Source organism: Plantactinospora siamensis, from assembly GCF_042434095.1.
In the GTDB taxonomy this organism is placed as follows: domain Bacteria; phylum Actinomycetota; class Actinomycetes; order Mycobacteriales; family Micromonosporaceae; genus KBS50.
On the sequence record NZ_JBHLUE010000002.1, the window covers coordinates 195,784 to 212,711 of the forward strand.

General features: G+C 73.6%; 20 protein-coding genes. 15 read left to right on the forward strand and 5 right to left on the reverse strand.

Features of this window, described 5'->3' with window-relative positions; all coding sequences use genetic code 11:
* The first annotated feature begins 141 nt into the window (after positions 1-141).
* The 6 genes from ACFFHU_RS02440 (at position 142) to ACFFHU_RS02465 (ending at position 5,430) form a co-directional block, all read left to right on the forward strand.
* Positions 142-1,080, forward strand: coding sequence for an LCP family protein (locus ACFFHU_RS02440; RefSeq protein WP_377335196.1), 939 nt, complete (start codon positions 142-144; stop codon positions 1,078-1,080).
* Between the two features lie 28 nt (positions 1,081-1,108).
* Positions 1,109-1,444, forward strand: coding sequence for a rhodanese-like domain-containing protein (locus tag ACFFHU_RS02445; protein ID WP_377335198.1), 336 nt, complete (start codon positions 1,109-1,111; stop codon positions 1,442-1,444).
* Between the two features lie 4 nt (positions 1,445-1,448).
* Complete coding sequence (locus tag ACFFHU_RS02450; RefSeq protein ID WP_377335200.1) at positions 1,449-2,291, forward strand: glycerophosphodiester phosphodiesterase; 843 nt, start codon at positions 1,449-1,451, stop codon at positions 2,289-2,291.
* A gap of 187 nt (positions 2,292-2,478) precedes the next feature.
* Positions 2,479-3,939, forward strand: coding sequence for a sensor histidine kinase (locus ACFFHU_RS02455; RefSeq protein ID WP_377335201.1), 1,461 nt, complete (start codon positions 2,479-2,481; stop codon positions 3,937-3,939).
* A gap of 68 nt (positions 3,940-4,007) precedes the next feature.
* Complete coding sequence (locus ACFFHU_RS02460; protein WP_377335203.1) at positions 4,008-4,484, forward strand: ATP-binding protein; 477 nt, start codon at positions 4,008-4,010, stop codon at positions 4,482-4,484.
* Between the two features lie 61 nt (positions 4,485-4,545).
* Positions 4,546-5,430, forward strand: a complete 885-nt coding sequence (locus ACFFHU_RS02465) for a DUF5926 family protein (protein WP_377335205.1) — start codon at positions 4,546-4,548, stop codon at positions 5,428-5,430.
* Positions 5,431-5,494: 64 nt separating this feature from the next.
* Here the strand turns inward: ACFFHU_RS02465 and ACFFHU_RS02470 are convergent, their stop codons facing one another.
* Complete coding sequence (locus ACFFHU_RS02470) at positions 5,495-6,697, reverse strand: arginine deiminase (protein WP_377335207.1); 1,203 nt, start codon at positions 6,695-6,697, stop codon at positions 5,495-5,497.
* 164 nt (positions 6,698-6,861) lie between these two features.
* Between ACFFHU_RS02470 and ACFFHU_RS02475 the strand changes: the two genes are divergently transcribed.
* The 5 genes from ACFFHU_RS02475 (at position 6,862) to pheA (ending at position 10,445) form a co-directional block, all read left to right on the forward strand.
* The gene (locus tag ACFFHU_RS02475; protein WP_377335209.1) at positions 6,862-7,605 is read left to right on the forward strand and encodes a hypothetical protein; all 744 of its coding nucleotides are present in this window, start codon (positions 6,862-6,864) and stop codon (positions 7,603-7,605) included.
* Between the two features lie 166 nt (positions 7,606-7,771).
* The gene (locus tag ACFFHU_RS02480; RefSeq protein ID WP_377335211.1) at positions 7,772-8,230 is read left to right on the forward strand and encodes a PAS domain-containing protein; all 459 of its coding nucleotides are present in this window, start codon (positions 7,772-7,774) and stop codon (positions 8,228-8,230) included.
* Between the two features lie 81 nt (positions 8,231-8,311).
* Positions 8,312-8,734: an ACT domain-containing protein gene (locus ACFFHU_RS02485; RefSeq protein WP_377335213.1), complete on the forward strand. Its 423-nt coding sequence runs from the start codon at positions 8,312-8,314 to the stop codon at positions 8,732-8,734.
* A gap of 97 nt (positions 8,735-8,831) precedes the next feature.
* Complete coding sequence (locus tag ACFFHU_RS02490; RefSeq protein WP_377335215.1) at positions 8,832-9,479, forward strand: hypothetical protein; 648 nt, start codon at positions 8,832-8,834, stop codon at positions 9,477-9,479.
* Positions 9,480-9,488: 9 nt separating this feature from the next.
* Complete coding sequence (gene pheA, locus ACFFHU_RS02495) at positions 9,489-10,445, forward strand: prephenate dehydratase (RefSeq protein ID WP_377335217.1); 957 nt, start codon at positions 9,489-9,491, stop codon at positions 10,443-10,445.
* A 61-nt stretch (positions 10,446-10,506) separates the two neighbouring features.
* Here pheA and ACFFHU_RS02500 read toward each other — a convergent pair whose 3' ends face one another.
* From ACFFHU_RS02500 to ACFFHU_RS02510, 3 genes are all read right to left on the reverse strand, one after another.
* Complete coding sequence (locus ACFFHU_RS02500) at positions 10,507-11,238, reverse strand: AIM24 family protein (RefSeq protein ID WP_377335219.1); 732 nt, start codon at positions 11,236-11,238, stop codon at positions 10,507-10,509.
* Positions 11,239-11,322: 84 nt separating this feature from the next.
* Complete coding sequence (locus ACFFHU_RS02505; protein ID WP_377336024.1) at positions 11,323-11,664, reverse strand: metallopeptidase family protein; 342 nt, start codon at positions 11,662-11,664, stop codon at positions 11,323-11,325.
* Between the two features lie 104 nt (positions 11,665-11,768).
* On the reverse strand, positions 11,769-12,200 hold the full coding sequence (locus ACFFHU_RS02510; protein ID WP_377335221.1) for an OsmC family protein: 432 nt from the start codon (positions 12,198-12,200) through the stop codon (positions 11,769-11,771).
* 134 nt (positions 12,201-12,334) lie between these two features.
* On the opposite strand from ACFFHU_RS02510, the gene serS reads away from it, so the two are divergent.
* The 3 genes from serS to ACFFHU_RS02525 all read left to right on the forward strand — a co-directional run bounded on the left by serS (position 12,335) and on the right by ACFFHU_RS02525 (position 15,358).
* Complete coding sequence (gene serS, locus ACFFHU_RS02515; protein WP_377335223.1) at positions 12,335-13,591, forward strand: serine--tRNA ligase; 1,257 nt, start codon at positions 12,335-12,337, stop codon at positions 13,589-13,591.
* A gap of 133 nt (positions 13,592-13,724) precedes the next feature.
* Positions 13,725-14,546, forward strand: coding sequence for an HAD family hydrolase (locus ACFFHU_RS02520; protein WP_377335225.1), 822 nt, complete (start codon positions 13,725-13,727; stop codon positions 14,544-14,546).
* Positions 14,546-15,358, forward strand: a complete 813-nt coding sequence (locus ACFFHU_RS02525) for an HAD family hydrolase (protein WP_377335227.1) — start codon at positions 14,546-14,548, stop codon at positions 15,356-15,358. The genes ACFFHU_RS02520 and ACFFHU_RS02525 overlap by 1 nt, the downstream gene beginning before the upstream one ends.
* A gap of 106 nt (positions 15,359-15,464) precedes the next feature.
* Here ACFFHU_RS02525 and ACFFHU_RS02530 read toward each other — a convergent pair whose 3' ends face one another.
* Positions 15,465-16,049, reverse strand: coding sequence for a bacterial proteasome activator family protein (locus ACFFHU_RS02530; RefSeq protein WP_377335229.1), 585 nt, complete (start codon positions 16,047-16,049; stop codon positions 15,465-15,467).
* A 72-nt stretch (positions 16,050-16,121) separates the two neighbouring features.
* Between ACFFHU_RS02530 and ACFFHU_RS02535 the strand changes: the two genes are divergently transcribed.
* Positions 16,122-16,919 (forward strand): alpha/beta hydrolase family protein, encoded by a 798-nt coding sequence (locus tag ACFFHU_RS02535; RefSeq protein ID WP_377335231.1) that lies wholly within the window; start codon positions 16,122-16,124, stop codon positions 16,917-16,919.
* Positions 16,920-16,928: the final 9 nt, after the last annotated feature.

Below are 16,928 nucleotides of genomic sequence, written 5' to 3' on the forward strand. Positions count from 1 at the left end.
ACACGCAACGTACTGCCGGGCCCGTAGGGTGAACCCGAAGAAGGTTCACACACTACGGGTTCGGGAGGGGTCACGTTCAGTTCGAGGCCGCGGCGGACGCCGCTCTGGGCCCGGCTGCTCACCGCAGCGGGGCTGCTGCTGGTGGTCCTGGCCACCGTCGCCGGTGTCGGCGTCCACGCCCTCACCGACCGGTACGACCGCAGCGTCGCCCGGCAGGATCTGCTCGACACCTCCGCTCGGCGGGACCGCGCCACCGTCACCGGGCCGCTCAACTACCTGCTGATCGGCTCCGACCAGCGCCCCACCCAGTCGGCCGGGGACGCGCGGTCGGACACCATCATCGTGGTGCACGTGCCGGCGACCCTGGATCGGGCGTACCTCATCTCGGTGCCCCGCGACCTGCTGGTCGACATCCCGGCCAGCGGCACGCACGCCGCCGGGACCGACAAGGTCAACGCGGCCTACCAGTACGGCGGCGGCGGCGAGGGCGGCGCCCAACTGCTGTCCGCCACGCTCAGCCGGCTGACCGGAGTCCGCTTCGACGGCGCGGCCCTGATCGACTTCTCCGGTTTTGAGCGGGTCATCGACCTGGTGGGCGGGGTCCGGATGTGCGTGGACACGCCGGTGCGGTCCATCCACACCGGCACCAGCTTCGCCGCCGGGTGCCAGCAGATGACCGGAGCGCGGGCCCTCGACTACGCCCGGCAGCGGTACGACCTGCCGCACGGCGACTATGACCGGCAGCGGCACCAGCAGCAGCTGCTACGGGCGATCATGGACCGGGTGGCGCCGAGTGACCTGATGTCCAACCCGATCAAGCTGGACCAGGTGATCCGGGCCGTCGGCTCCGCGCTCACGGTCGACACCAACGGCACCCAGCTGGAGGACCTGGTCTTCGCCCTGCGCGGGATCCACTCGGGCGCCCTGGTGGGGGTCCAGCTGCCGTCCCATCCGGAAACCATCGACGAGATCTCCTACGACCTGCGGGATCCGGACGCCGACGGGCTGTTCGACGCGCTCCGCGGCGGCGACCTGGACGGCTGGGTGCGGGCCAACTCCCGGTGGGTGAACCAGCTGTGAGCGACGGCCTGCCCTACCCTTGGGAGTTGTGTTCGGACCTGATGTTCCCGAAGTGAGCCCCGCCGGCGTGCCGGCCCATGCCTACCTGCTCGACGTGCGCGAGCCGGACGAGTGGTCGGCCGGGCACGCGCCCGACGCCCACCACCTGCCGATGATGGAGATCCCGGCGCGACTCGCCGAGATCCCCACCGATGCGGACGTGGTGGTGCTGTGCCGCTCGGGCGGCCGCTCCGCCCAGGTGGTGAAATACCTGATGGGCAACGGCTTCGACAACGTCCGCAACCTCACCGGGGGGATGCGCCAGTGGGCCGCCGATGGCCGGCCGCTGGCGAGCGAGGACGGGCAGCCGGGCCGGGTGATCTGACCGGATGCGCCAGGCTGCCGGCCGACCGGCGACCGGCGAGAGCGGTGACCCGCCCCGGCCGCTGGTCTTCGCCCACCGCGGCTCCTCGGCCGCGCTGCCCGAGCACACGCTGGCGGCGTACCTGCGGGCCCTCGACGAGGGCGCCGACGGGCTGGAGTGCGACGTCCGGCTGACCCGGGACGGTCACCTCGTCTGCGTACACGACCGCCGGTTGGACCGCACCAGCAACGGCCGGGGCCGGGTCAGCGCGCGTACGCTCGCGGAGCTGACCGAACTCGACTTCGGCTCCTGGCATCCCGGCGCATCGAGCGAGGACGCGCCCACGGACGTACCGGCCGATCCCTCGCTGAGCCGGCTGCTCACCCTCGACGGCCTGCTCGGGGCGGTCCGGGACGCGGGACGGCCCGTCGAGTTGCTGATCGAGACGAAGCATCCGGCCCGGCACGGGCCCGAGGTGGAGCGGCGGCTCGTCTCGATGCTGGACCGGCACGGGCTGCTGCGCGGGGGCGCCGAGCAACCCGTCCGGGTCACGGTCATGTCGTTCTCGGCGCTGGCCGTGCGGCGCATCCACGTGCTGGCCCCGGCGCTGCCGACGGTGCTGCTCCTGGAGGTGCTGCCGCCCGGGATGCGCTCGGGACGGCTGCCGTTCGCCACCCGGATCGCCGGGCCGGGCATCGGCCTGGTCCGCGCGCGCCCGCAGCTCATCCCGACGCTGCAGGCCGCCGGGAAGCGGGTGTACGTCTGGACGGTCAACGAGGCGGAGGACCTCGACCTGGTGCTGGACCACGGCGTCGACGGGGTGATCACGGACCGGCCGGCGTTCATCCTGGACCGGCTGGGTCGCTGAGCCCGCGCGGCGCTCGCCAGAAGCCCGCGCGGCGCTCGCCAAGAGCCCTCGCGGCGCTCGCCGGGAGCCCGCGCGACGCTCGGCACGGCCACCCGGGCGGCGGCGCCGCGTACCGCTGATCGACGGCGCAGGAAGCCGCGACCACACGGCCCTGCCGCGAAGCCGTCGCAGCGGGCAGACTCGGGGGATGCCGGAGGTCCCCGACTACCGTTCCCTCATCGCCGGGCACACCGTGGCGATCGAAATGATCAACACCGGTGATGCCGGCCTGCCCGTTCTCACCCGCCTGATCGGCATCATCCAGCGGTCGATCCATGCCGACGGCATGGTGTTCGTGGAGTACACCCCCACCGAGGGGCGCATCGTGGCCGCCACCGGCGCCGCCGAGTGGACGCTCGGGCGGCCGGTCCCGATCGGTGATCCGGCATCGAACCGCCTGCTGACCGGTCCGCGCTGCCAGGAACTGCCGGTGGACGCGCTGGCCGAGGAGCTGGCCGCGCAGTTGGACGGCAGCGGGATCGGCCGCATGCTGGTGGCCCGCGCCGAGATCGGCGGCCTCACGGTCGGCGGGCTGCACGCCCTCTATCCGCCGGACACGCCCGCGCCCGGCGACGAGGTGCGGACGGTGCTCAGCTATGTGGCGTCCAGCATCGCCCATCTGTACGGAGACCAGGCCGGGCTCCCGGTGCACGGCGACGGACCGGTGGTGGCCGCGCTCGCCGACGGCCTGGCGATCGTGGACAGCGACGGCGGGGTCCGGCTGTGGAATCCGGCGGCGGAGCGGATCACCGGGCTGCCGGCGGCCCGGATGCTGAACGAGCGGCTGCCGTTCCCGGTGCCGCCGCCCGGCCAGGTGCTCGACTACCGGCTGGCCGACGGCCGGTGGCTCAAGATCACCAGTGGCGACCTGCCCGGCACGGTGGCGTCCCGGGTGGTCACCCTCTCCGACGTGACGGACCAGCACCAGCGCGACCACGACCGGGACCTGTTCGTCGCCGTGACCAGCCACGAACTCCGTACGCCGGTGACCGTCATCAAGGGCTTCGCCGACACGCTGAGCAACCACTGGGACTCGGTTCCCGAGCCGGACCGTCGCGCCGCGGCGCGGGTGATCGGGCAGCGGGCGGACGAACTCGCCCGGTTGGTCGACCGGCTGCTCTCGGCGGCCACCGGCGCCGGTTCGGTGGGCGGCGCGCCGCCGCAGCCGTTCGATCTGGCCGCGGCCCTGCGGGAGGCGACCGCCGACCTGCCCCGCGACCTGTGTCGGCGGCTCACCCTCGCCCTGCCGGTGGACCTGCCCGCGGCGCTCGGCGACCGGGCGAGCCTGCCCACCATCCTCACCGAGCTGGTCACCAACGCCGGCAAGTACTCGCCCGTCGAGTCGGCGATCGAGCTGGGCGCCGAGGCCGACGACCGCTCGGTGGCGTTCCGGGTCAGCGACCGGGGCATCGGGGTACGTCCGGAGCACGTCGAGCGGGCCTTCGACCGGTTCTGGCAGGGGGAGTCCGGCGACCGCCGGCGCTATCCGGGAGCCGGACTCGGGTTATATCTGGTTAGAACGATCGTTGAACGACAAAAAGGGTGGGTCAGCCTCCGGCCGCGCGCCGACGGCGGTACCGTCGCAGAGGTGCGGCTGCCCCGGGCGTGACTCGGGCCGGCCCGTTGGCGCGGCGCCGGTCCGGCATGCCTGGCCGGCGCGGAGGAGGATGGCGGGCGATGCTGGGTCCAGCGGAGCGAGCCTGGTGCGTGGTGGTGCCGCACCAGCCCCGTGGCGCCCGGATGGCCCGACACCGGCTGTCCACCGAGCTCGTCGGCACGATCCGGCCCGGACTGCTGGCCGATGTGGTGGCCGTGCTGGCCGAGTTGGTCGGCAACTCCGTGCGGCACGCCGCGCCGCTGCCCGGAGAGGTGATCAGGGTCGCCTGGCGGCACCGGTTGGACGGCGACCACGACATCGTGCAGGTCCGGGTGACCGATGGGGGCGGCGGCGCCGTACCCCGGCTCCGGCCCACCGACCTCGACTCGCTCGACGGCCGCGGCCTGCACATCGTGGCCGCGCTGGCGACGCGGTGGGGCAGCGACCGGGACGGCCTTGGCCAGAGCGTCTGGGCCGAGTTCCGCGCGCCGGCCGCCCGCCTTCCCGGGCCGGACGGGGACGACCCCGCGCCCAACGACCTGCTCGCCACCCGCTGACCCGCCGCGACGGCCGGTCGCGCGACGGCGGGCGGCGGCCGCCGCACTAGGCTGTCTCCCCGTGAGCAAGCGTCGCAAGAGCAACCGCGCCGGTGAGGGCGCGCCGAAGCGCCAGAAGCTGCGGGACATCTTCGCGCCCCGTCCCTTCGAGGGCCTGGCCGACGAGGTCGAGTGGATCGCCCTCCGCGAGTTCGTGCCGGCCGCGTCGGCGCCGCTGACCCTGCGCCCCGAGCTGGCCGCCGAGCATGGCGACCGTCCGGTGACGCTGGCCACCGTGCTGCCCATGGCGGCGCCGGCGCTGGCCCGGGCGGACGGCGCGGTCCTGATCGGGCTGCAGCGGCACGTGCAGTCCGGTGACGTCTCGCGGGACCTGGCCGAGGCGCTGTTGTGCGCGCTGCGCACCGAGCCGGGGCGCCAGGTCGAGGTGCCGGCGCTGCCCGGCGAGGGTCCGCGGCTGCCCGACGTGCTGGTGGACGGGCAGCTCGAGATCACCATGCACGACGGCTTCGACTTCTGGCTGGCCGACGACGCACCGCGGGATGGCGCGGTGCAGGCGTCGCTGGAACGCGCCAACGCGTCCATCTACCCCACCGTCCGGCTCGGCGCGGCCCGGGCCGCCTACTGGGTACGCGTTCCCGAGAAGGCGCACATCCGCTGGGTGATGCCCGAGGCGGAGGACGACGCGCTGGACGCGCTCGCCCGGCTCTCCGCGGCCGGCGAGCTGCTGCTCACCGACGGCACGAAGTTCGCCGGCATGTTCCGGGCGCACGGCCGGCTCGTACCGGTCTGGGACCTGCCCGCCGACGCGGCCGCCGAGCACTGGGAGGCGCCAGTGGCCGACTTCGCCAAGCGATACGCCGCCGCGGTGGCCGACCGGACGCCGCTGGACGCGGCCGGTCGGCGCGCCCGGCAGGGCCTGCTCGGCCGCCAGGTCGCGCTGCGCTGACCCAGCGGTTAGGAAGGGCCCCTTCCTATACAAAAAGCGATAACAAGGGGCCCTTCCTTACTGCTCAGCCGGGGACGCGGGCCACCGGGCAGGACATGCAGCGCGGGCCGCCCCGGCCGGAGCCCAGCTCCGATCCGGCGATCCGGATCACCTCGACGCCCGCCCGTTCCAGCTGGGCGTTGGTCTCCACGTTGCGCTCGTAGGCCACCGCCAGCCGCGGCGCGAGCGCCAGCGTGTTGTTGCCGTCGTCCCACTGCTCCCGCTCGGCCGTCACCGGGTCGAGCCCGGTGTCGATGACGCGCAGCGTCGCCAGGTCCATCGCGTCGGCGGCGGCCCGCAGAAACGGCGCGGGTCCGTCCACCCGCGGCTCGCCGTCGGTCCCGGAGATCACCGTGTACGCCGACAGCGTGTCGGCGATGTTCGGATACATCAGCACGGCGTCGACGTCCACCATGGTGCACACCGTGTCGAGGTGCATGGTGGCCCGCTGCTGGGCGATCGGCACCACCAGCAGGGTGTGCGCCAGCTCCGCCGCGAACACCCGCCGGGCCAGCCGCTCGGCGCCGGCCGGCGTGGTCCGCTCGCCCACGCCGATGGCCAGGACGCCCGGGGCGAGCAGCAGCACGTCGCCCCCCTCCACGTGCTCCAGCTCCGGCCGGTAGACCAGGTCGGTGCCGGCGAACCGGGGATGGTGCCGGTAGATGGCCTCGGTCAGCGACGTCTCCCGCCGGCGGGCCGGCATGGCGAGGCTGGTCACCGCAACCCGGTCGCGGATCCACACCGATGAGTCGCGAGTGAAGAGCAGGTTCGGCAGCGGATCGATGACGAAGTCGTGCCGGTCCATCAGCCGGTAGACCAGCCCGCCGGGGCGGTCGGGCCCGGTGCGCAGCTCCTCGTGCGCCAGCCCGGCGATGAGCACGTTGGACAGCGTCTCCGGGTCGAGGTAGCCGAGATGGTCGGCCACCCGGCGGCGCAGCGTCTCACCGAGCCGAGGGTCGGCCAGCACCTGGTCGGTCAGCTCGGCGCGGGCCTCCGGGATCGCCAGCGCCTCGGCCAGCAGGTTCCGGAGGTAGAGCACCTCAACCCCTCGCTCGTGGAGCGCGGCCGCGAATCCGTCATGCTCCTCCTGCGCGCGTCCCACCCACGGGATCGCGTCGAAGAGCAGGGAGTCGTTGTTTCGAGGGGTCAGGCGGGCCAGTTCCGGCCCGGGCCGGTGCAGGAGCACGGTGTTCAACCGGCCGACCTCACTGTCGACGTAGTGAGTCATCCGTGCAGCGTAGGTCAGAGGTTGGCACCATCCGGGAAATCGGCCCCCGGATGAATGTGGCATTCATCCGTAGTCACTCCGGCGCTGCCGCTTGCCCGTTTGGCGGCCCGTCAACGTAGGGTAGTGGGCACATAACTTCAGGAGACCTTTTGCCGGAGGTCGTCATGACTGTTTTTCCCGCCCGACGCGCCATCCCACCGGGCCGGGCGCTGCCGCCCGGGAGCGCCAGCACCGACGCGCCAAGATCGCCCGGAGTTCTCGAACCCGCCCGACCCAACCCGATGGAGTGGGCCCGGCGGCGCCGCGCCGACCGGGACGCCCGCCGGCTGGAGGCCGCGGGCGCCCGGGCGCTCAGCCGGCTCGACCACCTCGGCCCGGCGTGGCACGTCGCCGAGCTTCCCTCGCCCGACATCCAGGCCGGGCTGCTGGACCTGGACGGCGTGGCCGAACGCCACTGCTTCCTGGCCATCGGACCCGGTGGCCTCTTCGCGGTGACCGTGGCCGACCACGGGCGGGCCCGGGTCATGGTGGCCGGGGACGTCGTACAGATCAACGGCAAGCGGCCGACGTACGTGGCCGACGCCCGCCGGGAGGCCAGGCGGGCCACCCGGGCGCTGTCCGAGGCGGTCGGGCTCAACGTCCCGGTGGCGCCGGTGCTGACCTTCGTGGGGTCGGGCGACATCAGCGTCTACGGCCTGCCGAAGGAGTGCCTCGTGGCCACGCACCGGGAACTCGACCGGCTGCTGGTGGCCGGCGGCGAGCGGATCAGCGCGGCCACCGCCGACAAGTTGTACCGGGTCGCCAGCGCGCCCGCCACCTGGGGTTTGCGGCCACAACCGTCGGCGGCCGACTACCGGTGGTATGCCGAGGGCCGAACGGCGGCTGACAAGGAGCCCACCCGCCGGTAACGTCGCAACCAGCGCCACCGCTGTCTCATGGCGGGCCCACCGCTGGCGGACGTCACCGGCGACATGCGCTCCGCCGGACCTGCCACGGCGGCTCTCGTCGCGGCAGGGTGACGTTACGGGGCGGAACCGTTAGCGTGGTTCCGCCGGTGGTTGCATAGGAGGCGCGGTGGCCCACGTCGAACTCTCCCTCACGGAAGCGTTCGTCCCAGCACCCGCGGCGTCGACGCACGAGTCGGACAGCTTCTCCCGCTGGGTCGGCACGGTTTCGGCGGCCGCGGAGCCCTGCCTGGTCGTCGACGTGCACACGATCGTGTCGGCCGTCTCGCGGTCGTGCTGCGAACTGCTCGGGCTCGGCTCGCCGGCCGACGCGGTGGGTCGGCCACTGCTGTCGAACGGTCTTCGGCTGCTGGACTTCACCGCGGCCCGGGCCGAGTTGAGCGAGCAGGAGGCGGAGAAGATCCCGCCGCTGCTGGCCATCAGTTCGCAGCGGTTGGCCCGCGGGCTGCTGCGGGTGGCCACCTCGACCGGCGGCGACACGGACGCCACGATGGATGCCATCGCCACGCCGCTGCTGGCCGCCGACGGATCGGTGGCCGGCTCGCTCACCTTCCTCTCCGAGGTCTGAGGCCCGCGAAATCACCGGTTGTGGCGTTCGCCGCACCCGTACGCCGTTGGGCCGGAGCACGGGTGACCGTATGGTCTCCTCATGCTGGATATCGCTCTGCTGCCCGGGGAGTACGCCGTGTGTCGGTTGCCCGCCGGCACGGCGGTGCCCGCCGGACTGCTGGGCGGCGCGGAAGGCAGCGGCGTCGTCTCGGTCACCTCAACGGCGGATGAGCTCTCCGTCATCTGCCCGGCCGGCCGGGTCCCGGCCGAGGCCGTGGTGGAGACGCCGTGGCGGTGCCTCCAGGTCGTCGGGCCGATGGACCTGGCGCTCACCGGCATCCTGGCCTCGCTCGCCGTCCCGCTGGCGGATGCCCGGGTGAACATCGTGGCCTTCTCCACCTACGACACCGACTACCTGCTGGTGCCCGCGGTCCGGCTGCGCGAGGCGCTGGCCGCGCTCACCGACGCCGGCCACCGGGTGGCCGGCGGCCTCGGCGGCGCGCCGGGCGGAACCGCCGGCTGAGCGCCCGGGCCGGCCCCGCCCCGGCCTACGGGTACGCCCCGGCCGGCTCTACCATGGGTCGGTCGCTGACCTTCGTCGATATCAAGGAGCCGGATCCGTGCTCCGTCCGTCCCCTGTACCCGGCCGGCCCGCCACCGCACCGGTCGGCACCGCTCTGGCCGGGATGGTCCTCCTCATCGGCGCTGGCCCGCTCGGCGGCTGCGGCGCGCCGCCCCAGCCGCGCGCCACGCCGGGCGGTTCGCCGGCGCCGTCCGCAGCGCCGACCGGCGTCCCCTCGGCCACCGGCGTTCCGACCGGCCCGACCGGCGCCGCGCCGTCGCTGCCGGGTGCGACCGTGCCGCCCGGCGGCCTGCCGCCGACGGCCGGTGTCCCGCCGCCCCTGCCCGGTGGCCTGCCGACCCTGCCGGGTGGCGTCCCGCCGGCGCCCAACCCGGCGCCCACGGCGCGGGCCTGCGGCGGCCGGCCGAGCGGCGCCGAGGTGCTGGCCGCGGTCCGGCGGGCCGGCGTGGTGCCGGCCGGCCTGCACGCCACGGTGGCCACCGGCCCGCTCTGCGCGACGGACTGGCAGTTCACCCAGTTCGATGTCCCGGGCAGCGACCCGCTGCTGGTGGTGACCCGGCGCCGGGGCGGCGGCCTGACCGTGGTGACGGCCGGCAGCGACGTCTGCAGCGTCGACGTCAGCGCCGCCGCGCCGCCGGCGATCCAGGCCCTGGCCTGCGACGCCGGCCAGGGAGGCGCTGCGTAGGCTGGGCGGATGCCAGGGACACCACCGAGCCGCTTCGTCTACCTGGGGCCGGAGGGCACCTTCACCGAGCAGGCGCTCCGGACGATCCCGGCCGCCGAGCACGGCGCCCGGACCCCGGCCCGGAGCGTTCCCGAGGCGCTCGACGGGGTGCGGTCCGGCGACTTCGACGCCGCGGTGGTGCCGCTGGAAAACTCCGTCGGGGGCGCCGTGCCGGTGACCCTGGACGAGCTCGTGGCCGGCGACCCGCTGACCATCACCCGGGAGATCGTGCTGCCCGTCCGGTTCCAGCTCGCCGCGCCCGCCGGCACGCGGCTGCCGGGGATCCGGTCCGTCGCGGCGCACCCGCAGGCCTCGGCCCAGTGCCGGCACTGGCTGCGCGCGCACCTGCCGGACGCCACGGTGGTCGACGTGCTGTCCAACGGCGCGGCCGCCGCGGCGACCGCGGACGGCCGGTACGACGCGGCCATCTGCGCCCCGATCGGCGCGGACCGGCACCGGCTCGCGGTGCTGGCCGACAACATCGCCGACCACGACGACGCCGTCACCCGGTTCGTCATGGTCGCCCGGCCCGGGTCGCCGCCGCCGCCCACCGGCGACGACGTGACCTCACTGGCCGTCTACATCGCGCACGACCGGGTGGGCGCGCTGCTCGCGGTCCTCACCGAGCTTTCGGTACGCGGGATCAACCTGACCCGGATCGAGTCGCGACCCAGCGGGGAGGGCCTGGGCCGGTACGTCTTCTTCCTGGACTGCACCGGGCACGTGGCCGACGCACGGCTCGGTGAGGCGCTGCAGGGACTCCGCCGCACCTGCGCCGACGTTCGATTTCTCGGCTCGTACCCGCGGCATCGCTGGACCGGATCGGCGGCCGAACGTCCGGTCCCGGCCCCGCCCGGTCTCTCCGACGCGGACGTGGCCGACTCGGCGGCCTGGCTGGCCCGGATCCGCGCCGGGCAGCCGGCCTGAGGGCCCCACACATCGGGTCGGGAGCGCCCCTCCCCCCGGGAAGGGCGCTCCCGAACCGCCGTCAGTTGCCCAGCAGGCCGCCGAGCAGGCCACCCTGCTGCTGCTGGTCCTGGTGCCCGGACCCGAGCACCGGCGGCTCCTCGGACGGCTGGACGACCACGAATCCCTGGCCGGCGAAGCTCATCGTGAAGGCCTCGCCGGTCCGCCGCCCGAGCAGCGTGCCGAGGCCGAACTGCTCGGCCTGGTGGTATCCCGTCTGGAGGCTGGCCGACCAGCAGACCGCGGCCTGCGGGTCCACGAATGTCGGCTGGTCGACGTTCAGCACCACCGGGGTGCCCTTGGTGGTGATGGCGATCCGGCCCTGACCGGTGAAGACGCAGTTGAACAGGCCGGCCGAGGACATCATGCCGGCGCCGCCGACCATCTTGATGTCGTAGTTGAGCGTGGTGTCGAAGGCCAGCACGCTGGAGCCGTTGATCGACAGGGCGTCGCCCGGCTCGAGGTCGATGATGTGCACGTCGGAGGCCAGGTTGGCCAGGAACACGTCGCCCCGGCCGCTGAGCTTCATCAGCGGTACGCCCTCACCAGTCAGCTTCTGCTTGAGAAACTTGCCGATCCCGCCGGAGCCGAGCGCCTGGAACTGCACCTGGCCCTGGTAGGCAACCATCGAGCCCACCCGGGCCATTGCCTCGCCGTTGAGCTCGATCTTGAGGAGCTTGGAGTTCTGCAGCCGCATGCCGGGCTGGTCAGACTCCTTCTCCAGGTTCTCGGCGGCGAAAAGCGCGCTGCGCATCTGTCGTTCCTCCTGGTCAACCGAAGCGGGGTGCCCAGGGTAGGCACAGTGCGCAAGCGCGGACCACGGCCGTTCCGGCCGATCTCAGGCCCAGCCGAGATCATGCAGCCGTTCGTCGTCGATGCCGAAGTGGTGGGCGATCTCGTGCACCACCGTGACGGCGACCTCCTCGACCACCTCGTCCTCGTCGGCGCACAGCCGGAGGGTGGGGCCGCGATAGATGAGGATCCGGTCCGGCAGCACACCGCCGTAGTCCCAGCCGCGCGCGGTGAGCGCGTGTCCCTCGTACAGGCCGAGCAGCTCCGGGTCCTCGGGCGGCGGCTCGTCCTCGACCAGGATGACCACGTTGTCCATCAGCCCGAGGAGTTCCTCCGGCACCTCGTCGAGGGCCTCGCCGACCAGCTCCTCGAAGCGCTCACGGCTCATCTCGACGGGCACCCGACCATTGTGCCCGCCGGCACAGCTGGTCGGGTGCCGCCAAGGTCAGACGGTTGTCGCCGCGCCTGGAGGTCGGGCGGGCGTCGGCGCGGTCAGGAGGTCAGGCGGGCGTCGAGACTGATCTCGGCGCCCGGGGAGAGCAGCCGGGAGATCGGGCAGTTCGCCTTGGCGTCCTCGGCGATCTTGGCGAAGTCGCCGGCGTCCACGCCCGGCACGACGGCCTCGGTGACCAGGTCGATCCGGGTCACCGTCATGCCGGCGTCGGTCTTGTCGAGGTGCACCTTGGCGGTGGTGTCGACGGAGGTCGGCGGGTGCCCGGCGTCGGAGAGGGCCTTGGCGAAGGCCATCGAGTAGCAGCCGGCGTGGGCGGCGCCGATCAGCTCCTCGGGGTTGGTCCCCTCGCCCTCTTCAAAGCGGGACTTGAAGGAGTAGGCGCCCTGCAGGCCCCCCTTGCCGGTCTTGATCGTGCCGGCACCCTCGGTCAGATTTCCCTGCCACTGCGCGGAGGCGGTTCGGATAGGCATTCCCCGACGCTAGCCCAGCCGGCCCGGCGGCGCGACGCGGTCGGCGGTCAACCCCGGTGCGTCGCCGGACGGCCCGGTGTCCGGCGGGATATCGGGATGAATGCTTCCCGGCCGCACCGGTAGGCTCAGGTCCCGTGATTGACCTGCGCTTGCTCCGCGAGGACCCGGAAACCGTACGCGCCAGCCAACGGCTGCGGGGCGAGCCCGAATCCCTCGTCGACGACCTGCTCAGCGCCGACGAGCGGCGGCGAGCCGCGGTCGGCCGCTTCGAGGCGCTGCGGGCGGAGCAGAAGCAGCTCGGCAAGCGGGTGCCGAAGGCCACCGGCGAGGAGAAGGCCGCGCTGCTGACCCGGACCCGGGAGCTGTCGGCGGAGGTCAAGACCGCCGAGGCCGCGGTGGGCGAGGCCGACCGGGAGCTGCGCCGCGCCCAGCTGGCCATCCCGAACGTGGTCGAGGAGGGGGTACGCCCCGGCGGTGAGGACGACTTCGTGGTGCTGCGCGAGGTCGGCGACCGGCCGACCATCGACAACCCGCGCGATCACCTGGAGCTGGGCGAGCTGCTGGGCGCCATCGATGTCGAGCGCGGCGCGAAGGTCTCGGGCAGCCGGTTCTACTTCCTCACCGGGGTGGGAGCGCTGCTCCAGTTCGGGCTGTTCCAGCTCGCCATCGCGCAGGCCGTGGAGCACGGTCTCATCCCGGTCATCACTCCGTCGCTGGTGAAGCCCGAGGCGATGGAGGGCACCGGGTTCCTCGGCGCGCACGCCAGCGAGGTGTACCGGCTGGAGGCCGACGACCTCTACCTGGTTGGCACCAGCGAGGTGGCGCTGGCCGGCTATCACATGGGAGAGATCCTCGATCTCGCCGAGCCGCTGCGCTACGCCGGCTCGTCGTCGTGCTACCGCCGGGAGGCCGGCTCGTACGGCAAGGACACCCGGGGGATCATCCGGGTGCACCAGTTCGACAAGATCGAGATGTTCTCGTACTGCCGCCCCGAGCAGGCGCGCGAGGAGCACCTGCGGCTGCTGGGCTGGGAGGAGGAGCTGCTGGCCAAGGTCGAGATCCCGTACCGGGTGATCGACGTGGCCGCCGGCGACCTGGGCAGCAGCGCGGCCCGCAAGTACGACTGCGAGGCCTGGGTGCCCTCGCAGGACCGCTACCGGGAGGTCACCTCGGCCTCGAACTGCACCACCTTCCAGTCGCGCCGGCTGAACATCCGCTACCGGGACGCGGACGGGCGCACCCAGACCGCGGCCACCCTCAACGGGACCCTTGCCACCACCCGGTGGCTGGTGCCGATCCTGGAGAACCACCAGCAACCGGACGGATCGGTACGAGTTCCGAAGGCGCTGCAGCCATACCTGGGCGGTCGGGACGTGCTCGAACCTCGCTGAGCTGGCGAAGGTTGCTCGGCTCTTCGCCTGAATGTCATGGCTGGGCCACGGCGCGCGAGGTACGGTTGCTGCCCCGTCGCGCCGGCTCACGCGGTTTGGCGACGTCCCGGCGGACGGGGTGAAGGAGGAAGCCATGCCCCGACCCGGACTCCCCAAGCTGATCGCCACGGACCTCGACGGCACCCTGGTCCGCAGCGACAACACCGTGTCGGCGTTCACGCACGAGACCCTGGACCGGGTGCGTGCGGCCGGCATCCCGATCGTCGGCGCCACCGGGCGGGGGCCCCGGCTGACCGAGCTCACCCGCAACGACATCCGGGCCGCCGACTTCCTGGTGATGGCCGGCGGTGGCTGGGTGGTCGACCACACGGACCCGGCCGGGCCGGCCGTGCTGCGCGACGAGCGGCTGTCCGGCGCGGTGCTGGCCGAGCTGCTGGCCGAGCTGGAGGCGGCCGTCGGCCCGCTCACCGTCATGGTGGAGGCGTCCGAGGCCTCCGGCGCGCCGCTGTGGGGCGACCACGACCCGAGCTGGCCGTACCAGGACGCCTTCGAGGCCCGCAGCCGGCAGGAATGCCTGGCCGTCGACGTCGTCAAGGCCTTCGCGCGGACGGCCAGCCACGACGTCGACGTGCTGCTCGCCACCGCCCGGGAGATCATCCCGCCGACCAGCGCCAGCCTCACCCAGGCCGGACTCGGCTTCATCGAGATCTGCCCGCCCGGGGTGGACAAGGCCAGCGGTCTCGCCGTGGTGGCGCAGCACCTGGGCGTGGACCCGGCCGAGGTGCTGGTCTTCGGTGACATGCCGAACGACCTGCCGATGTTCGACTGGGCCGGCTGGGGACGGGTGGCCGTCTCGAACGCCCACCCGGCGGTCCGGTCGGTGGCCGACGAGGTGACGCTGCGCAACGACGACGACGGGGTGGCCGTCTACCTGGACCGGCTACTGTCTCGGTGATGGGACGTCTGCCCCGGCTGATCGCCACCGACATCGACGGCACGCTGATCCACGAGGACCACACACTGAGCCGCCGGACGGCCGACACGCTCGCCCGGCTGGTCGACTCCGGCACCCACGTGGTGCTGGTGACCGGCCGGCCGGTGCGCTGGCTGTCCCTCGTCTATGAGCAGTTGACCGTGCCGGTGCCGGCGGTCTGCGCCAACGGCGCCGTCGTGTACGACCCGGTGGCCGACGCCGTGCTGCGGGCCGATCCGCTGGCCCCGGACCTGCTGGCCGAGGTGGCCCGCCGGCTCCGGGCCGAGGTGCCCGGCGCGGTGTTCGCGGTGGAGGTGGAGGACGGCCGGTCCATGCGGCACGACCCCACCTGGCCGATCCGCCCGTACGAGGACGACCACCCCGCGGTACGACCGTTCGACACCGACGCCGACCTGATGGCGGCGCCGGCGGTGAAGCTCCTGGTCCGGGCCGGCGACCGGGATCCCGACCTGTTCGTCAAGCTGGTCGCCGGCGCGGTGGCCGGACTGGCCGAGGCCACCCACTCGTCGAACTCCGGTCTCGTGGAGATCTCCGCGGCCGGGGTCACCAAGGCCGCCGGCCTGGCCTGGCTGTGCTCCCGGTACGGCATCGACGAGTCCGAGGTGCTCGCCTTCGGCGACATGCCCAACGACGTACCGATGCTGGCCTGGGCCGGCCGCTCGGTCGCGGTCGCCAACGCGCACCCGCGGGTGCTGGAGATCGCGGACGACCGGACCGGATCCAACGACGAGGACGGGGTGGCGGCGTACCTGGACGGCCTGTTTCCGGCCTGACCCGCGGGACGTGCCGGGACGTGCCGAGACGTGCCGTCAGCGGGCGGGAGGCTCGCCGAGCACGTCCCGGCCGGTCCGCCCCACCGCATCGGCGGATCCGGGGTGCTCAGAGATACTGGCCGGTGTTGTGGCCCTCACCGGGCGGCGGGCCGCCGGGCATCCCCGGCACCATCCCGGCGGGACCCATCGGCAGCGCTTGCCGCCCGCCCGACCGCATCTGCTCCAGCTGCACCCGGGCGGCCATCTGCTGGGCCACCAGCGCCGCCTGGATGCCGTGGAACAGGCCCTCCAGCCAGCCCACCAGCTGGGCCTGGGCGATCCGCAGCTCGCTCTCGCTGGGCGTGGCGTCCTCGCTGAACGGCAGGGAGAGCCGGGTCAGCTCCTCGCGCAGTTCGGGCGCCAGCCCGTCCTCCAGCTCGACGATCGACCGCAGGTGGATCTCGCGGAGGCGCCGCCGGCCGGCCTCGTCCAGGGGGGCCGACTTCACCTCCTCGAGCAGCTGCTTGATCATGCTCCCGATCCGCATGACCTTGGCCGGCTGCTCGACCAGGCGGGACGGATCCTCCCCCGACTGGTCGGCGTCGGTCTGCACGGTGCCCACCGGGCGGCCGTCCGGGCCGACCACCACGACCGTGCCGGGACGGGCCTGGGGGTTCTCGTCCTGCTCGCTGCGCTCGCTCATGTGTCTCATCTTCCCGCAGCGCGACCCGGGACCGCTCGCCGGGACGCCGACGCCCGTGGGCGGCTGTGTACCCTCGCCGCCATGACCGCGGACCCCCGGGAGGTGCTCGCCAGGCCGGCGCCGCCGCCAGACGCCACCGTCCGCTACGGGCCGCACCCCGACCAGGTCGCCGATCTGCGGCTGCCGGACCGGGCCGGCGCCGACCGGCCGCTCGTCGTGGTGCTGCACGGGGGCTTCTGGCGCGAGGAGTACGACCGGGCGCACACCGGTCCGTTGGCCGCCGCGCTCGCCGATCTGGGATATCCGGTGGCGCAGCTGGAGTACCGGCGTACCGGCGGGGCCGGAGGTTGGCCGGACACCGGGGCCGACGTGGCGGCGGGGGTGGCGGCGCTGCCCGCGCTGTTCGCCGAGCGGACCGGGCGGGACCTTCCCGGCGCTCCGGTGCTGCTCGGACACTCCGCGGGCGGCCACCTGGCGCTCTGGTGCGCGGGCGCCGGTCCGCGGGTGGCCGGAGTGCTCGCGCTGGCCCCGGTGGCCGACCTGCGCCGGGCGTACGAGCTGAACCTGGACGGTGGGGCGGTGGCCGCCCTGCTCGGCGCCGGCCCGGCCGAGGACCCGGACCGGTACGCGTCGGCGGACCCGGCGCTGCGGGTGCCCATCGGTGTACCGACCGTGATCGTGCACGGCGAGCTGGACCGCCAGGTGCCGATCGAGCTGAGCCGCCGATATGTGGCCCGGGCCCGGGCCGCGGGGGATCAGGTCACCCTTGTCGAGCTGCCCGAATGCGAACACTTCGGTCTGATCGACCCGCTTTCGGCGGCGTGGCCGAGCGTGCTGGAGGCGCTCCGCGACCTGCCCGAAAACGATCGTGGGCATTGACGCCACCCT

What these genes read in the sequence shown, in the direction of transcription:
- ACFFHU_RS02450 (WP_377335200.1), top strand. Translation starts at nt 1,449, where the DNA reads ATGCGCCAGGCTGCCGGCCGACCGGCGACCGGCGAGAGCGGTGACCCG.
- ACFFHU_RS02455 (WP_377335201.1), top strand. Translation starts at nt 2,479, where the DNA reads ATGCCGGAGGTCCCCGACTACCGTTCCCTCATCGCCGGGCACACCGTG.
- ACFFHU_RS02460 (WP_377335203.1), top strand. Translation starts at nt 4,008, where the DNA reads ATGCTGGGTCCAGCGGAGCGAGCCTGGTGCGTGGTGGTGCCGCACCAG.
- ACFFHU_RS02470 (WP_377335207.1), bottom strand. Translation starts at nt 6,697, where the DNA reads ATGACTCACTACGTCGACAGTGAGGTCGGCCGGTTGAACACCGTGCTC.
- ACFFHU_RS02475 (WP_377335209.1), top strand. Translation starts at nt 6,862, where the DNA reads ATGACTGTTTTTCCCGCCCGACGCGCCATCCCACCGGGCCGGGCGCTG.
- ACFFHU_RS02485 (WP_377335213.1), top strand. Translation starts at nt 8,312, where the DNA reads ATGCTGGATATCGCTCTGCTGCCCGGGGAGTACGCCGTGTGTCGGTTG.
- pheA (WP_377335217.1), top strand. Translation starts at nt 9,489, where the DNA reads ATGCCAGGGACACCACCGAGCCGCTTCGTCTACCTGGGGCCGGAGGGC.
- ACFFHU_RS02500 (WP_377335219.1), bottom strand. Translation starts at nt 11,238, where the DNA reads ATGCGCAGCGCGCTTTTCGCCGCCGAGAACCTGGAGAAGGAGTCTGAC.
- ACFFHU_RS02505 (WP_377336024.1), bottom strand. Translation starts at nt 11,664, where the DNA reads ATGAGCCGTGAGCGCTTCGAGGAGCTGGTCGGCGAGGCCCTCGACGAG.
- ACFFHU_RS02510 (WP_377335221.1), bottom strand. Translation starts at nt 12,200, where the DNA reads ATGCCTATCCGAACCGCCTCCGCGCAGTGGCAGGGAAATCTGACCGAG.
- ACFFHU_RS02520 (WP_377335225.1), top strand. Translation starts at nt 13,725, where the DNA reads ATGCCCCGACCCGGACTCCCCAAGCTGATCGCCACGGACCTCGACGGC.
- ACFFHU_RS02525 (WP_377335227.1), top strand. Translation starts at nt 14,546, where the DNA reads ATGGGACGTCTGCCCCGGCTGATCGCCACCGACATCGACGGCACGCTG.
- ACFFHU_RS02530 (WP_377335229.1), bottom strand. Translation starts at nt 16,049, where the DNA reads ATGAGACACATGAGCGAGCGCAGCGAGCAGGACGAGAACCCCCAGGCC.
- ACFFHU_RS02535 (WP_377335231.1), top strand. Translation starts at nt 16,122, where the DNA reads ATGACCGCGGACCCCCGGGAGGTGCTCGCCAGGCCGGCGCCGCCGCCA.